Source organism: Vibrio sp. ED002 (assembly GCF_023277445.1).
Taxonomy (GTDB): domain Bacteria; phylum Pseudomonadota; class Gammaproteobacteria; order Enterobacterales; family Vibrionaceae; genus Vibrio; species Vibrio jasicida.
Map to the genome: position 1 here is coordinate 1,717,743 of NZ_CP080239.1, position 19,840 is coordinate 1,737,582.

Genomic DNA, 19,840 nt, shown 5'->3' on the forward strand with positions numbered 1-19,840 from the left:
TTATTTGTCTTTGCTTTCCACACCAGGAAGCTCAATACCGTTAAAGATTTTGATAACAGCACTGTCGTCTTCCTGACCAAAGCCCGCATTGCTTGCGCTTACAAACATGTTTAGAGCGGCACTGGAAAGTGGTAGAGGGAATTTCAGATCTTTCGCGGTATCTGACACAAGGTTTAGGTCTTTAACGAAAATATCGACCATTGATTTCGGCGAGTAGTCACCATCGACGACATGCTTCATACGGTTCTCAAACATCCAAGAATTACCCGCGGCATTGGTCACCACGTCGTACATCAAATCCAATGGAATGTTTGCACGAGCGGCAAGCGCCATCGCTTCTGCACCTGCTGCAATGTGAACACCCGCAAGCAGTTGGTGAATGATTTTCACTGTCGCACCAAGGCCTACAGCTTCACCAATGTTGTATACCTTGGCAGCCGTTGCGCTCAGTACAGGCTCCAGTGCTTCAAAGGTGCTTTGCGCGCCCGACGCCATAATGGTCATCTCACCAGCTTCTGCTTTTACTGCGCCGCCAGATACCGGCGCATCGAGCATCACAAGATTGTGCTCAGCCAATTTGGCTTCAATTTGCTTGGCGTCTTCTGCCGAGATAGTGGCTGATACCATGACAGGCGTATTGGGCTTGAGCGCAGCCGCAAGGCCTGTTTTGAACAATACGGTGTTAACTTGCGCCGCATTCACAACCAAAACCAACACAGAATCAAGTTGATCGGCAAACTCGACTGCATTGGTAGAAACGGCTTTCGCGCCAAATGCACCCAGCTCTTCTAAAGCACTAGGATTCAGGTCGAAACCATATACATCAAGGCCTGCACGCACACATGACTTCGCCGCGCCCATTCCCATAGAGCCTAAACCGATAACACCGACAGATTGAACTTCGCTCATAACAACAACACCTTCTTGGTAAATTGAATTTTGTTAATTCTTGTTTAGTTGGTGTGATTATATGTGAAGCACAAACCCAAGACTTCGCTTTAAATCACATTTTTTCACACAAATTAACAACGCTGTGATATTTACCCCTTTATGGGCAGAGATAACCTGACCAGTTAACACAAGGGAGGGCAAGGCTTATTAGGTTGAGAACATATATTCACAGATATTCACAAAGAGCGAAAAGGTTGGTAGGATACTGAAAAACAAGAATATAGAAGTGAAATCATGATCCCAGCAGAACGTCAAAGAACCATCTTGTCCCTGTTATCACACCAAGAAGTGTTAAGCATTTCAGATTTAACCGACCACCTTGGCGTATCACATATGACCATTCGCCGTGACATCGTGAAACTGGAATCCTCAGGTAAAGTCGTTTCTGTTTCTGGTGGAGTGCAACTGGCTCAGGCTTTACATTCTGAGCTTTCCCATGACGCTAAAGTCGAGCAACAAGCGGATGAGAAGGTTCAAATCGGCAAACTTGCAGCCACGTTAATTGGCAAAGACGCTACGATTTACTTGGATGCGGGAACTACTTCTCTAGAGATCGCCCATCAAATAGCGGATCGTGACGATCTATTAGTGATCACCAATGACTTTTCTATCGCCGCTTTCCTAATGACGCACAGTCAATGTGAGCTTTACCATACAGGGGGCAAAATTGATCGTGAGAACCAATCCACAGTTGGTGGAAAAGTCGCAGAGTTCTTGAACGGATTGAACATTGATATTGCCTTTATCTCGACGTCTTCTTGGAGCTTAAAAGGCTTATCAACACCAAACGAAAACAAAGTCCTTGTGAAAAAGGCCATCGTCAAAGCGGCACAAACCAACTACCTTGTTTCTGACTCCACCAAATACGGCCAAATTGCCAGCTTTCATGCATTAAATATCGAGCAATTAGACGGCATCATTACCGATTCCAATCTGTCTGACGTAGTAACACAAGAGCTGATGGATAAAGGGTTAAGTGTTATCAAAGAAGCGCATCAGTAAGCCTCAAATACAAGAAATGACAGGGCCTATCAGATTTAGGTAGGCTCCATCGACCTACCCAACACACACCATAAACCATGTTCAATTAGAGCTCATTCACTGTTCATTTCATAAGTCGTTACACAACTCGGGGCTTTAAGGCTTTACATCTGGCGCAAGGAGTAGAACACTTCCCCCAAAGTAAAATTCAGCCGACATAGTAGAGTCAGTAAAGTTATGAGTAACACCACGGCGAAAAAGTCGAATCCATTATTCGAGATCCTGTTTAACGTCATCATTCCTTCATTCATTTTGATGAAGTTCAGTGGTGAAGAGCACCTAGGTACAGCATTGGCACTGGTTGTCGCTTTGATGTTCCCTTTGGTGTACGGCGGCATGGATCTTATCCGCAACAAGAAGTTTAACTTCATCTCTGCACTTGGTTTTATCAGCGTGCTATTAACCGGCGGTATCGGTTTGTTAGAACTAGACACGCGCTGGTTGGCATTGAAAGAAGCCTTAATCCCAGGTTTGATTGGTCTTGCTGTGTTGGGCTCAACCTTCACTCGCTACCCGCTTATGCAGAAGATGCTGTTGAATGACACGATTTTGAACCTACCGCTGATTAACGAGCGTTTGGTACAAAACGGAAAAACTCAAGCGTTCGAGCGCTGCTTGATGTCTTCAAACTACCTGTTCGCCAGCACATTCGCATTCTCATCAGCAATGAACTATTTCTTAGCAACGTGGATTGTAACCAGCCCAGCAGGTACAGCAGCGTTCAATGAAGAGTTGGGTAAACTAACGCTGTACAGCTACCCAATGATTGCGATTCCGAGCATGTTGATGATGTTTGGTATTTTCTACTACATCTGGCGCCAAGTTCGCGCAATGACGTCGCTAGAGACTGAGCAGATTTTTCATACCAAATAATGCTCGTTCCGCCTTGATAGGTAAAGTGAGATAAAAAGAACCCCGATAGTTGATCACCAATTATCGGGGTTTTGTTTTTTGGAGTGATTTAGTTAAGCGTGATTAGAAGCTGTAAGCCACAGACGCTTTAAAGTTACGACCCACTTCGTAGCTGGTGTATTTCACTGAACCCCAAGAGATACCAAAACCTGTGTGCTCTGAGTATAGCTTGTTGAACACGTTGTCGACCGCTAGGTTAACTGACAGGTCTTTCGCAAAGTCTGGTACGTACACTGCCCATAGGTTATGCGTTGCGAAACCAGGGCGTTCAACTTTCTCGCCATCTTCGTCTGTGTAGTCGTTACCCGGAACGAAGCGTGAATCCCAACCGAACACCACTTCACTGGTTACGTCGTACTTAAAGCCCGCCTTGATATTGTGAATACCCGTCTTGTTCATGTGGCTCGTCTTGCCGCTTTCTAGACTGGTTTGCTCACCATCAGAGTATGAGTGGTTTGCGTACAGGTCAAAATCTTCAATGCTGTAAGTAAATACGGTTTCTACACCCCAAACTTCTACATCATTTTGGTTAGCCAAGGTTCTGTTGTTCTTGGTCGGGTGCATTTGGTTATCCAGATCGTACTGGTATGCAGTGAAGCCAAGAATCGCATTATCCGCCACTAGCAAACCAGACATGTCGTAATCGAAACCCGCTTCGTAGTTGTTACCTGTCATGGCTTTGGTGTCTGCCTGAGTTACGTCAGCCGCCGCTTTCATCGTCAGTGTTTCAGGTAGTGAAGCGCCTTTGAATAGACGACCGTAACCAACACGCAGTCTTAGGTTATCTGTAGTTTGGTATTCACCTTGGAACTTAGGTGACAGCTGGTCGTATTTACCTTTAAATACACCACCTAGCTCATGTACGTCATAACGAAGGCCGGTCACAAAACGGAAGTCATTAATCTCGAATGCGTCTTGAGCGTAGATTCCGTAAGCCGTTACTGTACCGCCATCAATGTCGTAGTTCTTCGTCTCACCGAGTTTCGAGCCCGACGTGTAGTGACCAAGGCCAGAATCAACCCACTGCTCTGACTTGTAACCCTCGAAGCCGTAAGTCAATTCATGCTCGCCAACCCAAGAGATATTGCGGATATCACCACCAATTGTCGCCACGTTGTACTCACGAGAAGGAATTGATAGGTCACCGTCTTTGGTGAATTCCCAAGCGCCATTCACTTGGTTCCAATCACCATACTCTTCAGTTAGCGCATCGCGATCCATGTACTGACGGTTGTAGTATAGGTTCGTCTTTAGGTTCACCAAGTCACTGCCATTGTCATAGCGATGCATGAACGTCACAGTATCTCGGTTAATCGAGTGGTAGTTGTGCTCATCATGTGCATACAGTGCACCCGCTTTCTCACCCGATAGCTGACGTTTACCACCGTCTTGGTACGTGTCGTAAGACAGTTTGAACTCGTTCGCGTCGTTTGGTACGAACACCACTTTCACCAAGCCAGACTTCAGCTTACCTTGCTTAGAAGTCACATCATCTTTACCCGGAATGTACAACTCACCGTCATCTGAGTAGTTCGCAATACCCATCAGTTGGAGCTCATCGTTCAGTTTCGCGTAAACCGCAACGTTCGTCGTGAAGCGTTCGTAAGCCGTTTGATACCCCGTTTTAACGCGAGCACCGATGCTTTCGTCTTCTGCAAGGAGGTCACTGGGATCTTTCGTTTCGTAGCTGAATGAGCCGTTAATTGCGCCCGCTCCCGACAGTACAGAGTTACCGCCTAGGGTGATTTCAGCAGATTTAAGCATGGCTGGGTCAAAGGTCTGATCGCCAGAGTGGTGGAATAACTGACCTTCTTGGCGTGCACCGTCAATGGTGACAACCGAGTATTTGTCTTCCATACCGCGAATGTAAACCTTACGCGAGTAACGTGCGTTACCGTCAACCGTGACACTCGGCATGGTGTTCAGTATGTCTTTAATATCAGACGCTTGTTTTTGTTCTAATGTCTCTGAGTTGATTTCAGTTTGAACAAGTTGATCAAGAGCAGAACCGACAACGACGATGTTTTCGTCAGAAGCGTGAGCAGCAAAAGAGGCAATCGCAAAGGTGATGGCTGCGGAAAGTGACTTCAGTTTCATAATACTACTTATATTTTATAAACAATAACGAGGGAGCGCAGCATAATACATGAGCTTAATGATAATTAATCTCATTTACATTCTTTACGTTAATGAGCGATTTATTTTTAATCAGATCGAGCACATCACCACCAAATAATCCACATTTAGGAAGAAGGTTAGGATGAGGTATGAAAGGTATTTCGCGCAAGGTCGAGCACTTAACTCACTCGTTTGTTCAATCTTGCCGAAGCAGTGTTAGACTCAATACGATGCTTTCAGAATGTGGAAATACGATGTCATCTCGCCCAAAGACCTTCTATGAACAAGAAATTGACCGCGTATACCGCGAGATGCCGTTGAGCCCAAAGCAGTTTCTCCTGATCAGACAATCCAAAGCGTTTATGGAAAAGCATCACTCGGAAAACATCGAATTAAACGACTTAGCCAAAGCCGCCTTTATGTCGCGCTTCCACTATGTACGGATTTTCAAACAGATGTATGGCGTGACGCCACGAAACTATTTGAGAGATATGCGGATTAAGAAAGCCAAAGCGCTACTCAAGGAAGGTAACTCGATCACGGATACTTGTTTTCAGGTTGGCTATGAGAGCTTAACCACATTTTCGAGTGTCTTTAGAAAGAGCACAGGTTACTCACCCAAAGCGTTTCAAAAAATGCAGAAAAGCAATCTAGAATAAGTTTTTGAGCCTCACTTTCAGTATCTTTTCCTCATCCAAACCCAGCAAAGGTAAATACCCGTGATCAGAATTTCCCTAACCAGCGTACCTGTGGACGATCAGGACAAAGCCCTCGATTTCTACACCAATGTTCTTGGCTTCATCAAAAAAACCGACGTACCTATCGGTGAACATAAATGGTTAACAGTGGTTTCTCCGATTGAACAATCTGGGGTTGAATTGTTGTTAGAACCGATGGCGTTTGGACCAGCAAAAGTGTACCAAAATGCTCTCAAAGAAGCGGGGATTCCTTGGACTTCCTTTGCGGTCGATGATCTGCAGAAAGAATACGTGAGACTCTCTGAACTCGGCGTGGCTTTCTCTATAGAGCCAAGAGAAGCTGGCCCTGTAATGATTGCCGTACTCGATGATACCTGTGGGAATTACATTCAACTTATGCAGGAATTATAACGGCTTAAATTCGCGCCGTTTTTTAACAGAGAAGCCAAGCTCAACATCGTTTGACCTTGGCTTTTGTTGTTTAAATAAACCTTACTGAAAAAGTGTGATTCGGCTAAGCAAATATATGAATGTGATCGTGTATTCGATACTCAACTCGATTAGCATGCAATTTTTAACATCATGTTACATTTATAAAACTTATGTTTGGATTAAAACGAATCAAAGCCGACAATGAGGCGCTAAAGCAAGAGTTAGCAGACCTCAAACAAAAGTACCAAACTGACGTTGCTGCTCTGGAAAATCAGCTCCAAGAGACGCAACAACTTGTTCGCTCCGCTCAGCAAGAACACCACAATAGCGATGAGTTGATGTCGAGCAGTTTGAAAGGTGGAGACATGCTCCAAACCATTCGAACTGAGATGGTGGAGAGTGCGCAATCTATGGCGCACGAGAACCAAGAACTGCAACAACTGGATGAGATGTTTAAGCAAACACACCAAGCTCTCGCTCGTCTGGACAACCGAGCAGTGAAGATCAGTACTCAAGCTTCTCAAAGCATTGAATCAGTTCAAATATTAGATAAAACCGCCACTTCTATTTCCCTCCTTGTATCTACTATTCAAGAAATTTCTGACCAAACCAACTTGCTTGCTCTAAATGCCGCTATTGAGGCCGCACGAGCCGGTGAAGCAGGACGCGGATTTGCGGTGGTAGCCGACGAGGTAAGAAACCTTGCGGGCAAAGCGAGTGAAGCCAGTGAACAGATTGACTCGCTCGTGAATCAAGTACTCACGCAAGTAAATGCAATTAAAAGCTCGATTGATGAAAACCAAACGTGTGCAGAAGAAGTTTCAGCATCTTCAGCACAGATTGGCTCTATCGTGAACGAAGTCGTCGTGAAATCAGAGCACATGCAGCAAGTAATTCATATTGCTTCAACGCGTGCTTTCTTGGATACCGTCAAGCTCGACCACGCAATTTGGAAGAACAACATCTATCGCTTACTGCAAAAAGGCTCGTTTGGAGAAACCGTTAATAGCCATTCAGAATGCAGGCTAGGCCAGTGGTACTACCGTGGCGATGGCAAGGCTTACAGCCACCTAAGAAGCTATGCGTTACTTGAAGAACCACACAAAGGCGTACATGACAGCGGACGCGAAGCAATGAGCCAAGCCAAATCTGGCAACATGGCTGGCATGGTGACCGCAATTAACGCGATGGAAGATGCCAGCGAACAAGTCGTCGTTCAAATAGACCGCTTGATGGATGAGATTATCGCGAGTTAATTTCAAGACTTATTCTTCCTCCCTTCTCATCGAGTAAAGGGAGGAAGTTAAGCTTACCTACCCTATCATCCCCTATTCATTCTTTGGTAATTGCGTCTCAAGCCATTCAATAAATGCAGCATTCTTTGGTCTGTGTTGCTGACCGTTTAAACAAATCAAATCGTAGCCTCGCTCTGCACTTACGCGCTCAAAAGGTGCCACTAGTTCACCGTTTTCTAGGCTGCTTTTCACTAACGATTCACGAGCGACTCCCAACCCCATTCCGTTCTTAGCCGCTGTCATTGCCATATCGGCGTGATTAAACAAGTAAGTTCTGTCCATCACGTTAAGTGTGTTGAGTAGCGAGTTAGATTGTTTGTCCAGCCACATCGCCCATTCTTGATTGGGTTCACTCGCCTCTAATGATTCAGAGCAATGAATAAAAGTCACGCCGGCCAACTGCTCAAGCAATGGCGCTGGCTCAGTAAAATGGTCGTTAAAGTATTTGGGGCTACAAACCGGCAACAGCACTTCATCAAATAAACGCTGATGGTAAAAGCCCGGATGTTCGCTATCGCTGTAGTAAATCGCGATATCGACGGGCTCATGCTGAAAGTCCAAACGGCTCGCTTTCACCCTCAGTTTTATATTGAGATGCGGATACAAACGTTGGAAATCTGGCAACCTTGGCAAAAGCCAACTCTGGGCGAACGTCGGCGCTGCTCCAATATATAATTCACCACGCAGTTCATTGAACTTGATGTCTTCGAGCTCAGAGAAAATCACTTCGAACGATTGGTTTAATGCATGCAGTAATCGATCACCTTCTTTGGTCAGTTCTAATCGTCTCGTCATGCGCACAAACAAACTGAAGCCCAGTTGCTCTTCTAACGATTTGATTCGCTGACTCACCGCCCCTTGGGTAATGAATAGCTCTTCCGCTGCTTTGGTAAAGCTAAGAAACTTACCTGCAATCGCAAAAGTGTACATATTGGAGAGCATCTGCTGCTTTCTGTCCATCACTCGACTCTCTATAAATTAGCTGTACTAATCCATAGCAAGATTTGTTTGGTTTGTGAAGCTCATCAGGATGCTTTTTAATCAAACTGTCTTATCCATAACGAGAACATCACGATGAAAAAGAATCTTAAAATTACCATCATTGGCGCAGGCTCTAGCTACACACCAGAGCTCATCGAAGGTCTGATCAAACGAAATCATGAACTGCCAATCGGCGAACTGTGGTTGGTTGATATTGAAGATGGCGCAGAGAAAGTCAGCATCATTGGCGATTTAACACGTCGCATGTTGGCTAAAAACGACATGTCGCATATTGATGTGCACGTCACCTTGGATCGCAAACCTGCTTTGAAAGACGCAGACTTTGTATGTTCTCAATTTCGCGCTGGCTGCTTGGAAGGTCGAATCCGTGATGAACGTATCTCACTGAAGTACGGCATGATCGGTCAGGAGACCAATGGGTTAGGCGGTTTTGCCAATGCCTATCGTACTATTCCTATCGCGCTGGAAATCTGTAAAGAGATGGAAGTGTTGTGTCCAGATGCTTGGTTGCTAAACTTTACCAACCCATCAGGCATGGTGACAGAAGCGATTCTCAAACACACCAAAGTGAAAGCGGTCGGTTTATGTAACGTGCCAGTGATCATGCAAAAAGGCATCGCCCAAATGCTCGGTGCTAACGAGCAAGAATTTGTACTGCAAGTTGCGGGTTTGAACCACTTTATCTGGGCACGCCAGATCCTGCACGAAGGTCGTGACAAACTGCAAGAAGTGGTCGAAGAGATCCTATCCGGCAACGATCCTTTGGTGCCGCAAAATATTCCTCCATTCGACTGGCCACAAGAGTTGCTGCGTAATATGGGGATGATCCCGTGTGCTTACCTGCGCTATTACTACACCAGCGAAGACATCATGAGCCAAGAGATTGAAGAAGCGAACGGCGAAGGTACTCGCGGTGAGGTGGTCAAAGCCATGGAGAAACGACTGTTCGATATCTACCGCAATCCAGAGCTCAACGAAAAACCAAAAGAGCTCGAAAAGCGTGGGGGTCAATACTACTCAGAAGCTGCCTGCGAGCTGATGAGCTCTATCTACAACGATAAGCGCACCATCATGCACGTAAACACCCGTAACAACGGTGCCATTACAGGCTTACCTGACGATTGCGCGGTGGAAGTCAGCTGCATGATCACAAAATCGGGACCTGTGGCTTTAAACGTCGCGCCATTCCCAAGCGATACGCTGCGCTTGATCCAATTGATGAAAGACTTTGAATCACTCACGGTAGAAGCGGCTGTCACAGGCGACCGCAATGCCGCGCATCGAGCATTGATTTTAAACCCGTTAGTAACCACCGGGACGATTCTAGAAAAGGCTCTAGAAGAGACGATTGAAGCCAACCTCGACTACATGCCACAGTTCCGTTAATCCTAACGAGAACGCGAAAGGGATGGTGAATGCCATCCTTTTTTATTCTTCAATTTACCCAACAGCCTTAAGGAGCTTGAATATCGTCACTGCATGGTCAGAATGATTTTGCCTTGCAGCGTGACCGACTCATCTTCTATCAGCTCGAAGGCGCGCTGGAACTGTTCCAACGGAAGGTAGCAATCCACATCGAGTTGTATCTGATGTTCCACAAAATGTTCTAGCATCTCGGCAAAGACTTGTTTGCGAACGGTCTTACCAACCGACTCTTCCCAGTAGCGCAAAAAGAACGTATTGAAGTCGATATTGTTCTGCTTCATACAAGCGAAGAAAGCAGGCTCATAAGGGGTGAGAGAAAGCGTTCCATAATTAATATACGTTCCCGAACTAAGCAGAACTTGGATTAGTTCGGTGCCAAACTTGCCGCCAATGGCATCGAATGCGACATTGGGTTGAGGCAGGTCTCGGACATCGATTTGAGATTGCAGATCTTGCTTACAATCTAGCACTGCATTGGAATCGTATGGATAACGCTCTGGCGCGGAGCTTATCGCAACTAAAGTAAATCCAAGTGAGTGCGATAACTGAGCGAAGATCTTACCAATCGCAGAATTGCCCGCGTTGATGATCACCACACCCTCTTGGCCTAACTTGGCAACGTGAGTGGTGATCACCCAAGCCGTCAGGGCATTGATATACAACTGGCAAGCGTAGCCATTCTCAAGTTCTTCCGGCACGGCAAAGACATTCTCCGCATGCGCATCGACATAGCTTTGCCAAGTCCCGCTTTGTGCCACCAGCACCTTTTGCCCGATGTGAAATTCGGTTTGACGCGGATCGTTTATCTCAACCACACGTCCAACCGCTTCAAACCCTGGGACTCGCGGCGGTACATGGGTACGACGATACTGCCCTACTCCCTGAATCGACAATCGGTCACTTGGATTAATGTTTGTGGCTTCGATTTGCACGCGAACTTTACTCAAAGCGAGTGGCTCTAGCTCAACATGCTCCAACATCAGCGACACACTTGGCGAGCCAAAGCTCAGTTGATTAACGCGAGTGTTTGTCTTATGCGAGTTGGTCTTGGTTAAGCTCATCTGGATACCGCGAGATTGCTAGAGGGAATATGGCGCGCCATAGCGAAACGGGTATATAACGTTTTCTCGGCGCGCACGTCAAATTGAATAAGAGCTTAAACGGGCTGACTCAGCATAAACACCACCACTAAAGCGAGACTGCTGCCCATGCATCGGTTTACCCATATAACCTTTTGTGGTGACTGTATAAAGCGGTTCAATACGGTGCCAAAGTACGCCCAAGCAAACATCCCCAGCACACCAGTTCCCACCATCACGCTGATAATGATCACCACTTGAGTCAGGTAATCATTGTTTGGCGAGATAAATTGAGAGAACACCGTCAGCGACGCAACCCAACTTTTCGGATTAAGAATTTGCACCCAAACGCCAGATAAAAAGCCGGACTTTTTTGCATTCGAATCATTGTCGAGTTCCATCGTGGCAATCGACCATGCGAGATACAGCAGGTACGCCGCGCCAATCCACTTTAACGCCATGTACAAATCTGGGTAAAGGGTAAACAAACTGACAAGCCCCACACTTGCACCAACCAACATGATGATCACCCCGACTGCATTGCCCAATACAAACGGCACGGTCGCAGAAAACCCATATCGGCTCGAAATACTTAACAGCGCGACGTTACCCGCTCCCGGCGTTAAAGAAATAGAAACGGCAAACAACAAAAATGCCGCCAACAATTGAGCACTCATGCACTCTCTCCCAAAAAGTAATCAACGAATATGTGAAACAGTCTAACGATTTGGGTAGAAAGAAAATTGCTATCTGCGCTACGATAAAAGTCAATTTGAGCAGACTATTTCCAAAACAATTATGAAAAAGAAAGAATCCACCAATTTTGAATTGGATAGTACCGATTTCGCCATTCTTGACCATATTCAGAAAGATGGTCGCATGAGTAATTCCAAACTCGCGGAGACGGTTAACCTGAGTGAAACGCCCTGCTGGCGACGCTGGAAAAAAATGGAAGAGGAAGGCTACATTGAGGGTTACGCCGCTAAGTTGAACCGCAAAAAGCTCGGCTTTCAAGTCTCTGGTTTTACGCTGGTGACACTAGGCAGCCATGAAGTGGAAAACACCACGCCGTTTGAAGACTTCGTCGCAGAAACCGATTGGATCTTAATGTGTCACTGCATTGCTGGCAGCGCGGATTATATGGTGCAAGTGGTGGCGAGAGACTTAGACGAATACTTTGACCACATCAGTGCTATTCGCCGCGTGAAAGGCATCAGCGCCATTCAATCCAACGTCTCAGTTAAGGAAATCAAGAGTACATTCCAGTTACCGCTAGAGTAGTGTGATGGACGAGACCGATGTTGTGGACAAGATTGTACTCGCTATCCCCTTCTACCATTAACGCGAAACTGCTGTGGGGTGACATCAAAGTAGGCTTTAAACGCTTTGATGTAAGAAGAGTCGTTTTGATACCCCACGTGATCGGCAATGCTTTGGATAGAGAGCTCTTCATCTAGCAAAGAGAGCGAATAAATCAGCCGAATTTGTTGCCGCCAAAGTTGAAACGAGGTGTTGAACTCTTTGGAGAACAAGCGCGACAAAGTTCGTTCGGATGCACCGACTCTCTCTCCCCACTGTCTGAGTGACCAATCCAATGCCGGCGTGTCGGTCAACGCTTCGAATATCAACTTTAAGCGTCTGTCTTCAGGCAGCAGTAACTGAAAGGTCTGCACGTTGTCTTTCATGATTTGATCATGCAACACGCCAAGCAATCGTGATACTTCCTCATCACTCACGTCCCCTTCACATTGGCGGCGTATTTCCTGTAACAGCTCGTTTAAGAACGGCGTGAGAGTGATGGTTCTCACTTGATGCTCGTACTCAGTACCGAACTTAGGGTTTAGATAGATACCGACAAATGTCGTATGGCTTAGCGCGATGGATTCATGTTGAATACCCGCAGGCACAAACAGCGCAGAGGTATGGGGCACAAGGTGCTGGTAATGATCGGTTTTGGTTTGTAATAACCCTTTGATCGGGAAGATGACTTGATGCCACGTGTGTTGGTGCAGCGTATCAATGTAACCTTTGGGCATATCGATGGTCTTAACCAGTGCCGGTGAGTGGGGATTGGCAGCCATCATCTCATTGGAGGTCATGACACCGGAGTGAGAATCGATTTGGCGGGTTGGCATCATTAACTGTCCTTACATCCCTACACTGACACAAGCTCATTAGGCTATCATGCTCGGCAAAGTGAATGAAGCCGTGAGGTGCGACGTATGCGATATCAAGTTGAAATATCCAAAGAAAACCAACTCTTATTCAAAGTCGATATTGATAACATCAATCAAGACAAGTGCGAAGCATCGCTTGAAACTGTGTTAACCAAGTTTCCTAAAACGGAAGGTTATCAACGTCATGTGTTGGTTTCAGATAGCGAAACGCGTTACTTAAAAAGTACAGAAAAGCGCATTGAAGTACTGGCAGCGATTCCGGTATTTAAGTCATTGGGCGAGCGCTAACGTGGTCTTGTTTCACACTGTATGGCAAATCAGTTTTAGGCGATAAGGAGAGAATATGAAGAAGTTAGGCGTAGTTAACAGTGTATTAGCGGGTAAAACCGTTGCCTTTGCACATGGTGCGAAAAGTGCGATTAACAAACAGGTTCTGCCGCAGCGTCAGCATGCAACAGAACTGGGTTTTACCAACGACGAACAAGGCGATCCACGCTTCCATGGTGGGATTCAAAAAGCCCTTCATATTTACCCAAGCGAGCACTATCCGGTTTGGCAGCAGGAGCTCGGCGACAAAGCGATTTTCCAATCAGCTGGGGCGTTCGGTGAGAACTTAAGCTCAAGCGGCGTAACAGAAGAATCCATTTGCTTGAAAGATAAAATCCGCATCGGCTCAACCTTGCTGGAAGTATCACAAGGGCGCATGCCTTGCTGGAAACTCAACGTCCGTTTCGAGCAAAACGACATGGCTAGAAGACTGCAAGACACGCTTCGAACGGGCTGGTACTTCCGAGTGTTGCAAGAAGGCGATATCGGCGCAGGTGACGAAATTATTCTGTGCGAAAGACCTTACCCAGACTGGTCATTGGCTCGCATCATGGGCGCGGTGTTTACTGGTTGCCTAGATAAATCAGAGCTAAGCCAACTGGCAGGACTTCCATTGGTTGAATCTTGGGGCAAGCTTGTTGAACGCCGACTAGAAACCGGTGAAGTCGAAGATTGGGAAATGCGTTTGGTTGGTCCGACTGCGGGTTAATTCCCGTTTTGACTCCCCGATAGATCGGAGCGTATCCCTTCCAATATTAGCCCCACAACCAAGTCAGTGGGGCTTTTGCTTTTTAGCCGTTCAATACAGCAAATCTGTATTGAAGCTGGAGCTTAGCAATTAACAAAGGTTAATGAATCGCGCACAAATACGCTTTATGTTGTACCCAAAATAATACAAGGGGAAGCATGATGCTCGAATGGAGAATTAAGAAATTCGCAGATCTGTCTGTTCAAGAGCTTTACGATTTTTTGCAGCAAAGAGTCAATATTTTCATCGTGGACATGAACACGCCATACAGCGATTTGGATGGTAAAGATAACCATCCCGACACCTACCACGTGATGGGATATGACAACGAACATCTGGTGGCTTATAGTCGCATTATGCCTCCGAAACTCGGATACCCTATTGACGTTTTACCCTTGCTGAACTCTGATGCCAATGACGTGTGTATTGGTCGCGTTATCGTCGCAGAGGACTACAGAGGGAAAAACATCGGTAACCAATTGATGCAAGTGAGTTTCGATGCCACAAGAAAGATCTACCCGAACGACAGCATTTTTATATCCGCACAAGCACATTTGAAAGACTACTATGGCAAGTTCGGCTTCGATGTTGTCACCGATAGCTACTTGGAAGATGGATGCGCCATGTTGGGTCTTAGGCACATTCCGAAAGTTATCTGCTCAGCATAAAAACAACATCAACTCATTGTAAATATGAAAAGAATAAAGGCAGACAGAATTTCAATGATTGGTATTTAGCATTTACTCACCTTTGATCGATGGGGCAAAATCAGCGCTCAATAACGGAATATCAAAAAGGAGTAAAAGTGGAAGATTTCTATATCGATCACAAAGGGTTAGCAGCATATTTCGAGATTCAGTGGCTTGATAAACTTCGACAAAACGGCGTGAGCAAACTGCTTGATAGCCAGTCTAAGTCAGTGCCAGATTGGTTTGTCTCTTCAAGCCACTCGAAAGACGTCGCGCAGTTTGTTGTTGAAGCTCTCGGTAGTGAAAACCTTTCTCCTAAAAGCCTATTAGAAGTGGGACCTGCTCTCGGGAGAAACTGTTATGAATTGATAACCAACATATCAAGTATCAATTCGGCTACGCTCGTAGAACCTTCTCATCGTTTGTTATCAAACTTGAAACAGCTACTGATCGATGGGGGAGAGTGTGACTTCCACTATATTAAGAGCTTAAAAGAGCAAAAGCATTTCACATTTGATGCATCTTCAATAGCCAAAGCTTGTGACCATGTGAATTTTTCTCTCATCGAAGCACCTTTTGAAAGTGGCGTGGTCGCGGAGCAGCACGATTTAAGTCTTTGCTTGAATGTACTGGATCAATGTGACTCCCCTAAAACGGTCGTGGAAGCATTAATGGACGCAACGGCTCCTAATGGTGTTTTGGTTTTAGCCTGTACCTATCAGTGGAGCAAAAAACATTTAAAAGATGAGACTGAAGCAGTTGACGATATAAACGATTATTTTGGCCATGGTTGGACTCCATTATCCGAAGTTGAGCACGAGTATAAAATCAGATTCAACGAGAGATACTCTCTCCTTTTCTTGTCTCATATCGTCGCCTATAAAAAGATTGGCTAATAGATAAAGAAGCCACGCACCCGATATCGTCAGGTTCGTGGCTTTTTTGTTTCTCCTATCTTGTTGAATTAATAAAACAAGATAGGAGCGCTTTTTTCTAAAGTTCTATCCTTTGAACTTACTAACATAACCAACAATTAATAGCCGCTACACTCTGCCTCATATCCTCCCTTTCAATTCACCCTGTTACTCTCTTGGAGAAATCTAGTGGCAACCATGAAAGACGTCGCGGACATGGCTGGTGTCTCTACGGCAACAGTCTCGCGTGTTATCAATCGCACCAGTTATGTTGAACCAGTAACGCAAGAGCGAGTCGAACGCGCCATTAAAGAGCTCAACTACCGCCGAGATGCGCGAGCAACAGCGCTAGCAAACCGCAGCAATAACACGCTAGGTTTACTCACTGGGAACTTGGCTGACCCTTTTTTCGCCTTGATCGCCAAAAGCGTAGAAGAAGTGGCTCGTGCCAATGGTTGCCAGTTGGTCGTAGTCAGTGGCGGGCACAATGCGCAACGAGAAAAAGAAGGGCTCGACTTTCTCATCAGTCAGGGCTGTGAGGCGATGGTCGTACACTCAAAGATGCTCGATGACACCACGCTGATGCAATACGCTGCACAGCTTCCGGCGATGGTGTTACTCAACCGCACCATTGCACAAATCTCCAATCGTTCTGTCTGGGTAGACAACCGAGTCGGTGCGCGCAAATCGGTCGAATATTTGATTCAGCAAGGTCATCGCAAGATCGCCTGTGTCACCAGTGACTTACCCATTGAAGATCGAACCGACCGCCTTGAAGGTTATCGAGACGCAATGAATGCAGCCAATTTAGCTATCCCAACAGGTTGGGTAATCAACCAAAACTTCAGTGAGTCTGGAGGAGAGGAAGCAGGTCGCCAACTTATTCAATCCTGTCCGGGAGTCACTGCGGTAGTCACATTTAACGACGTAATGGCAGCAGGCTTAATGGCAAGTTTGCATGAGCAGGGTTTGTCGGTGCCAGATGATATCTCCGTGGTTGGATTTGATGATGTGTTGCTTGCACGCTACCTCTATCCACGATTGACCACCATGCATAACCCAATTGACGAAATGTCGACTTATGCAGCGAAATTAGCACTAAACTTAAGTAAAGACGGCTATTCGCCACCAAACCTGCATCAATTTGAAGCAAGCTTAGTCAGCAGACAAACCGTCAAAGCAATACAAAAGATCGGATAAAATTGTGATGAACCTTACATTCGCACACCTCATGTAAGCGCTTACATGAAAACAACACACCGCTCTCATTTTGCCTATTATGTGACCGTTATTATCCATTTCGAACAAACCCTACATCGATCCTGAGGATAAATAACATGACAAATTCTAAGCCTCTGCCGTCGTTCGGATTAGCACTCGCCCCTATTGCGGTGATGTTTGCACTTCTGGCTGTCGGATACGGAATACTCGGACTTCGCATTGAAGTTCTGTTGCTGATTTCAGCTGCCTTTACTGGTCTTATCGCGTGGAAGATCGGTTACAACTGGGATGACATCATTAACGCCATCGTAGAAAAACTGGCCAAAGCGATGCCAGTCATTCTGATTTTGGTCTCGGTTGGTGGTTTGATTGCCAGCTGGATGGTCAGCGGCACAATACCTTACATGGTTTACTGGGGACTTAAAGTCATCAGCCCTGAATACATTCTTATTGCCGCTTTCTTTGTGACCAGTGTCGTTTCCGTTTGTACCGGCACGTCTTGGGGCTCAGCGGGGACCGTTGGTGTCGCACTAATGGGTGTGGCAGCAGGACTTGATGTATCGCTCGCAGCTGCGGCTGGTGCAGTGGTATCTGGCGCGTACTTTGGTGACAAAATCTCACCGTTATCAGATTCAACCAACTTTGCGCCTGTCGTTTCAGGCACCACCTTGTACGAACACATTCAACATATGCTTTACACCACTCTGCCGGGTTTTGTGATTGCGTCTGTCGTCTTCTTCTTTGCGGGTCAAAGCGCTGATATCGCGAACATTCACGAGCCAGAGAAAGTTGTTCAAATCATCTCGGGCTTAGATAATCTATACAACTTCAACATTCTACTTCTTATCCCGCCAGTGATGATCCTGTGGGGCGCGTTAACTAAGAAGCCAGTTCTGCCATTGATGCTTGGCGCATCGGCTATCGCGATTGTTTTAGGCATGTTTTTCCAAGACTTCACACTAAAACAAGGCTTCCAAGCTTACGTAGACGGCTTCAACCTAGCCATGTTTGAGGCAAACGGTCACAGCGTAAATGGCTTAGTACCAGATATCACCAAACTGCTTAACCGTGGCGGTCTGTTCTCAATGATGAGCACGATTCTACTAGTATTCTGTGCCTTTGCCTTCGCTGGTATTTTGAGCCTAACTGGCGCACTAAACGTGGTACTAGGCAAATTCCTACATGCGATTCACACCACAGGTCAGCTGATTGCTTCGACCGTTGTGGCAACCATCACTGTGGTTTTCACCACTTCTGACGGCAAGCTAGCGCTGTTGATTCCGGGTGAGTTGTTCCAAAACGCTTACCGAAAAATGGGATTAGACACGAAGAACCTGTCTCGAACCATCGAAGATGCCGGCACCATTATTGAACCATTGGTTCCTTGGACAGCCGCAGGTATCTATATGGCGGGTACGCTAGGCGTGGCAACGTTGGATTACCTACCATGGGCGATTCAATGTTACACCGGCGTGATCTTCGCTCTGATTTATGGCTTCACTGGCTTTGGTATCGCAAAAGCCAAGCCAGAACAAAACGAACAACAGATTGCTAAAGAGCATTCAAATACACCAGCAGTAGAAACAAAATAAGGTAAATCATTGATGAACGCTTTCGACCAAATTCTGAACCGCAAGGAAAGTGGCTCTGTTAAATGGGACTTTATGCAGCAAAAGCTGGGATTGGCTGGCACGGATTTACTCCCGATGTGGGTATCCGATTACGATTTTAAAGCGCCGCAAGTAGTATTAGACGCGCTACAACAACGTGTTGAGCATGGAATTTTTGGTTACGCAGAACGCGATGATACGTACTACCAAGCTACGATCGATTGGTATCAAAACCAGCATGGTACCCACGTTGAGCGTGAGTGGATCACTACGGTACATGGCGTACTTCCTGGACTCGCGATGGCATTGCAAATGCTCACCGAAAAAGGTGATGGCATCGTGATGCAGAGTCCGGGATATGGCTCCTTCCGTAAGATCATTGAATTCAACGATCGTGTTGTCGTAGAGAACCCACTGACGGAAACCAAAGGCGACTATCAACTCGACTTTGATCATCTCGAAACCTGCTTTGCTAATGGCGCAAAAGCAATGATCTTCTGTAACCCACATAACCCAACAGGGCGAGTTTGGTCTGAAAGCGAAATGACAAAGGTTGCCGAACTGTGTGAACAGTATCAAGTTTGGCTGCTGAGTGATGAAATATGGGGCGATTTAGTGGTTGGCGATGCGGAGTACTACTCTGCTTTACGTCTTCCAAAAAATCTTACAAAACGTCTGATAGTAGCTACGGCTGCAAGTAAGACGTTTGGTTTGTCTTCACTGCGAATCTCTAACTTTATGATTCCAGATGAATCACTCCGAGCACAGTTTACTCGCCGATTAGATGCTCATGGTATGGACGTGTTCAATAGCCTATCGATGAGTGCAGCGACTGTTGCTTATCAAGAGTGCTCTAATTGGTTGATGGACTTAAAAGACTACTTGCGAGCTAATATCGCCAAACTTGATCAGTTTGTACAAACGGAACTGCCAGAGGTGAAATTTATCGCCCCACAAGCAGGCTACTTGGCTTGGTTAGATTGCCGCGCATTCAACCTGACCGACGCCGAGCTGGAGCAAAAATTTGTCGCCGCAGGGCTTGTCCCGAGCATGGGCATCGCTTTCGGTAAAGAAGGTTCTGGCTTTGTTCGCCTTAATCTAGGCTGCCCAGCAGGCACACTGGATGAAGCCTTGGTAAGAATCAAACACGCACTAAACTAGCCATACAAACAACCGATATAACAAAGCCACGCTTTTCATG

Annotated in this window: 20 protein-coding genes; 14 read left to right on the plus strand and 6 right to left on the minus strand. The window is 46.1% G+C overall.

Annotated features, from left to right (window positions below; translation table 11 throughout):
• Positions 1–909 carry an L-threonate dehydrogenase gene (gene ltnD, locus ITG12_RS24295; protein WP_095760088.1) on the minus strand — a complete coding sequence of 303 codons (909 nt, stop codon included), beginning with the start codon at positions 907–909 and terminating at the stop codon, positions 1–3.
• Between the two features lie 276 nt (positions 910–1,185).
• On the opposite strand from ltnD, the gene ITG12_RS24300 reads away from it, so the two are divergent.
• Positions 1,186–1,953, plus strand: a complete 768-nt coding sequence (locus ITG12_RS24300) for a DeoR/GlpR family DNA-binding transcription regulator (protein WP_038879823.1) — start codon at positions 1,186–1,188, stop codon at positions 1,951–1,953.
• A gap of 216 nt (positions 1,954–2,169) precedes the next feature.
• Positions 2,170–2,865 carry a VC0807 family protein gene (locus tag ITG12_RS24305; RefSeq protein ID WP_038871427.1) on the plus strand — a complete coding sequence of 232 codons (696 nt, stop codon included), beginning with the start codon at positions 2,170–2,172 and terminating at the stop codon, positions 2,863–2,865.
• Between the two features lie 102 nt (positions 2,866–2,967).
• Here the strand turns inward: ITG12_RS24305 and ITG12_RS24310 are convergent, their stop codons facing one another.
• A complete protein-coding gene (locus tag ITG12_RS24310) occupies positions 2,968–5,001 on the minus strand; it encodes a TonB-dependent receptor (RefSeq protein ID WP_248874351.1) in 2,034 nt (677 codons plus the stop codon).
• A 275-nt stretch (positions 5,002–5,276) separates the two neighbouring features.
• On the opposite strand from ITG12_RS24310, the gene ITG12_RS24315 reads away from it, so the two are divergent.
• The 3 genes from ITG12_RS24315 (at position 5,277) to ITG12_RS24325 (ending at position 7,408) form a co-directional block, all read left to right on the plus strand.
• Positions 5,277–5,681 (plus strand): AraC family transcriptional regulator, encoded by a 405-nt coding sequence (locus ITG12_RS24315; protein ID WP_045421492.1) that lies wholly within the window; start codon positions 5,277–5,279, stop codon positions 5,679–5,681.
• Positions 5,682–5,741: 60 nt separating this feature from the next.
• Complete coding sequence (locus ITG12_RS24320) at positions 5,742–6,131, plus strand: VOC family protein (protein WP_283102930.1); 390 nt, start codon at positions 5,742–5,744, stop codon at positions 6,129–6,131.
• A 191-nt stretch (positions 6,132–6,322) separates the two neighbouring features.
• On the plus strand, positions 6,323–7,408 hold the full coding sequence (locus ITG12_RS24325; RefSeq protein ID WP_042600239.1) for a methyl-accepting chemotaxis protein: 1,086 nt from the start codon (positions 6,323–6,325) through the stop codon (positions 7,406–7,408).
• 72 nt (positions 7,409–7,480) lie between these two features.
• Here ITG12_RS24325 and ITG12_RS24330 read toward each other — a convergent pair whose 3' ends face one another.
• A complete protein-coding gene (locus ITG12_RS24330; protein WP_038879830.1) occupies positions 7,481–8,407 on the minus strand; it encodes a LysR substrate-binding domain-containing protein in 927 nt (308 codons plus the stop codon).
• Between the two features lie 114 nt (positions 8,408–8,521).
• On the opposite strand from ITG12_RS24330, the gene ITG12_RS24335 reads away from it, so the two are divergent.
• On the plus strand, positions 8,522–9,835 hold the full coding sequence (locus tag ITG12_RS24335; RefSeq protein ID WP_248874353.1) for a 6-phospho-beta-glucosidase: 1,314 nt from the start codon (positions 8,522–8,524) through the stop codon (positions 9,833–9,835).
• Positions 9,836–9,921: 86 nt separating this feature from the next.
• Here the strand turns inward: ITG12_RS24335 and ITG12_RS24340 are convergent, their stop codons facing one another.
• Positions 9,922–10,935, minus strand: coding sequence for a zinc-dependent alcohol dehydrogenase family protein (locus ITG12_RS24340; protein WP_038879833.1), 1,014 nt, complete (start codon positions 10,933–10,935; stop codon positions 9,922–9,924).
• Between the two features lie 95 nt (positions 10,936–11,030).
• A complete protein-coding gene (locus tag ITG12_RS24345; protein ID WP_038879834.1) occupies positions 11,031–11,630 on the minus strand; it encodes a LysE family translocator in 600 nt (199 codons plus the stop codon).
• A gap of 121 nt (positions 11,631–11,751) precedes the next feature.
• Here ITG12_RS24345 and ITG12_RS24350 point away from each other — a divergent pair, with 121 nt between their 5' ends.
• Entirely contained in the window at positions 11,752–12,234 is a 483-nt protein-coding gene (locus ITG12_RS24350) for an Lrp/AsnC family transcriptional regulator (protein ID WP_005434199.1), read from the plus strand.
• Between the two features lie 41 nt (positions 12,235–12,275).
• On the opposite strand, the gene ITG12_RS24355 is transcribed toward ITG12_RS24350, so the two are convergent.
• The gene (locus ITG12_RS24355; RefSeq protein ID WP_038879835.1) at positions 12,276–13,091 is read right to left on the minus strand and encodes a helix-turn-helix transcriptional regulator; all 816 of its coding nucleotides are present in this window, start codon (positions 13,089–13,091) and stop codon (positions 12,276–12,278) included.
• An 84-nt stretch (positions 13,092–13,175) separates the two neighbouring features.
• Here ITG12_RS24355 and ITG12_RS24360 point away from each other — a divergent pair, with 84 nt between their 5' ends.
• From ITG12_RS24360 to ITG12_RS24390, 7 genes are all read left to right on the plus strand, one after another.
• Positions 13,176–13,418, plus strand: coding sequence for a hypothetical protein (locus ITG12_RS24360; RefSeq protein WP_009706629.1), 243 nt, complete (start codon positions 13,176–13,178; stop codon positions 13,416–13,418).
• A gap of 55 nt (positions 13,419–13,473) precedes the next feature.
• Positions 13,474–14,166, plus strand: coding sequence for an MOSC domain-containing protein (locus ITG12_RS24365; protein ID WP_038879837.1), 693 nt, complete (start codon positions 13,474–13,476; stop codon positions 14,164–14,166).
• 200 nt (positions 14,167–14,366) lie between these two features.
• Positions 14,367–14,873 (plus strand): GNAT family N-acetyltransferase, encoded by a 507-nt coding sequence (locus ITG12_RS24370; RefSeq protein WP_248875088.1) that lies wholly within the window; start codon positions 14,367–14,369, stop codon positions 14,871–14,873.
• A 137-nt stretch (positions 14,874–15,010) separates the two neighbouring features.
• Positions 15,011–15,790 (plus strand): methyltransferase-like protein 9, encoded by a 780-nt coding sequence (locus ITG12_RS24375; RefSeq protein WP_248874355.1) that lies wholly within the window; start codon positions 15,011–15,013, stop codon positions 15,788–15,790.
• A 207-nt stretch (positions 15,791–15,997) separates the two neighbouring features.
• Positions 15,998–17,008, plus strand: a complete 1,011-nt coding sequence (locus ITG12_RS24380) for a LacI family DNA-binding transcriptional regulator (protein ID WP_039973949.1) — start codon at positions 15,998–16,000, stop codon at positions 17,006–17,008.
• 137 nt (positions 17,009–17,145) lie between these two features.
• Entirely contained in the window at positions 17,146–18,621 is a 1,476-nt protein-coding gene (gene nhaC / locus ITG12_RS24385) for a Na+/H+ antiporter NhaC (protein ID WP_248874356.1), read from the plus strand.
• Between the two features lie 12 nt (positions 18,622–18,633).
• A complete protein-coding gene (locus tag ITG12_RS24390; protein ID WP_038879852.1) occupies positions 18,634–19,800 on the plus strand; it encodes a MalY/PatB family protein in 1,167 nt (388 codons plus the stop codon).
• The last annotated feature ends 40 nt before the right edge of the window (positions 19,801–19,840 follow it).

Bases quoted from the DNA above. Each gene is read 5' to 3' on its own strand.
- ITG12_RS24305 (WP_038871427.1), top strand. From the start codon at position 2,170: ATGAGTAACACCACGGCGAAAAAGTCGAATCCATTATTCGAGATCCTG.
- ITG12_RS24390 (WP_038879852.1), top strand. From the start codon at position 18,634: ATGAACGCTTTCGACCAAATTCTGAACCGCAAGGAAAGTGGCTCTGTT.
- ITG12_RS24365 (WP_038879837.1), top strand. From the start codon at position 13,474: ATGAAGAAGTTAGGCGTAGTTAACAGTGTATTAGCGGGTAAAACCGTT.
- ITG12_RS24335 (WP_248874353.1), top strand. From the start codon at position 8,522: ATGAAAAAGAATCTTAAAATTACCATCATTGGCGCAGGCTCTAGCTAC.
- ITG12_RS24310 (WP_248874351.1), bottom strand. From the start codon at position 5,001: ATGAAACTGAAGTCACTTTCCGCAGCCATCACCTTTGCGATTGCCTCT.
- ITG12_RS24345 (WP_038879834.1), bottom strand. From the start codon at position 11,630: ATGAGTGCTCAATTGTTGGCGGCATTTTTGTTGTTTGCCGTTTCTATT.
- nhaC (WP_248874356.1), top strand. From the start codon at position 17,146: ATGACAAATTCTAAGCCTCTGCCGTCGTTCGGATTAGCACTCGCCCCT.
- ITG12_RS24360 (WP_009706629.1), top strand. From the start codon at position 13,176: ATGCGATATCAAGTTGAAATATCCAAAGAAAACCAACTCTTATTCAAA.
- ltnD (WP_095760088.1), bottom strand. From the start codon at position 909: ATGAGCGAAGTTCAATCTGTCGGTGTTATCGGTTTAGGCTCTATGGGA.
- ITG12_RS24330 (WP_038879830.1), bottom strand. From the start codon at position 8,407: ATGGACAGAAAGCAGCAGATGCTCTCCAATATGTACACTTTTGCGATT.
- ITG12_RS24355 (WP_038879835.1), bottom strand. From the start codon at position 13,091: ATGATGCCAACCCGCCAAATCGATTCTCACTCCGGTGTCATGACCTCC.
- ITG12_RS24300 (WP_038879823.1), top strand. From the start codon at position 1,186: ATGATCCCAGCAGAACGTCAAAGAACCATCTTGTCCCTGTTATCACAC.
- ITG12_RS24350 (WP_005434199.1), top strand. From the start codon at position 11,752: ATGAAAAAGAAAGAATCCACCAATTTTGAATTGGATAGTACCGATTTC.
- ITG12_RS24340 (WP_038879833.1), bottom strand. From the start codon at position 10,935: ATGAGCTTAACCAAGACCAACTCGCATAAGACAAACACTCGCGTTAAT.
- ITG12_RS24315 (WP_045421492.1), top strand. From the start codon at position 5,277: ATGTCATCTCGCCCAAAGACCTTCTATGAACAAGAAATTGACCGCGTA.
- ITG12_RS24325 (WP_042600239.1), top strand. From the start codon at position 6,323: ATGTTTGGATTAAAACGAATCAAAGCCGACAATGAGGCGCTAAAGCAA.
- ITG12_RS24370 (WP_248875088.1), top strand. From the start codon at position 14,367: ATGCTCGAATGGAGAATTAAGAAATTCGCAGATCTGTCTGTTCAAGAG.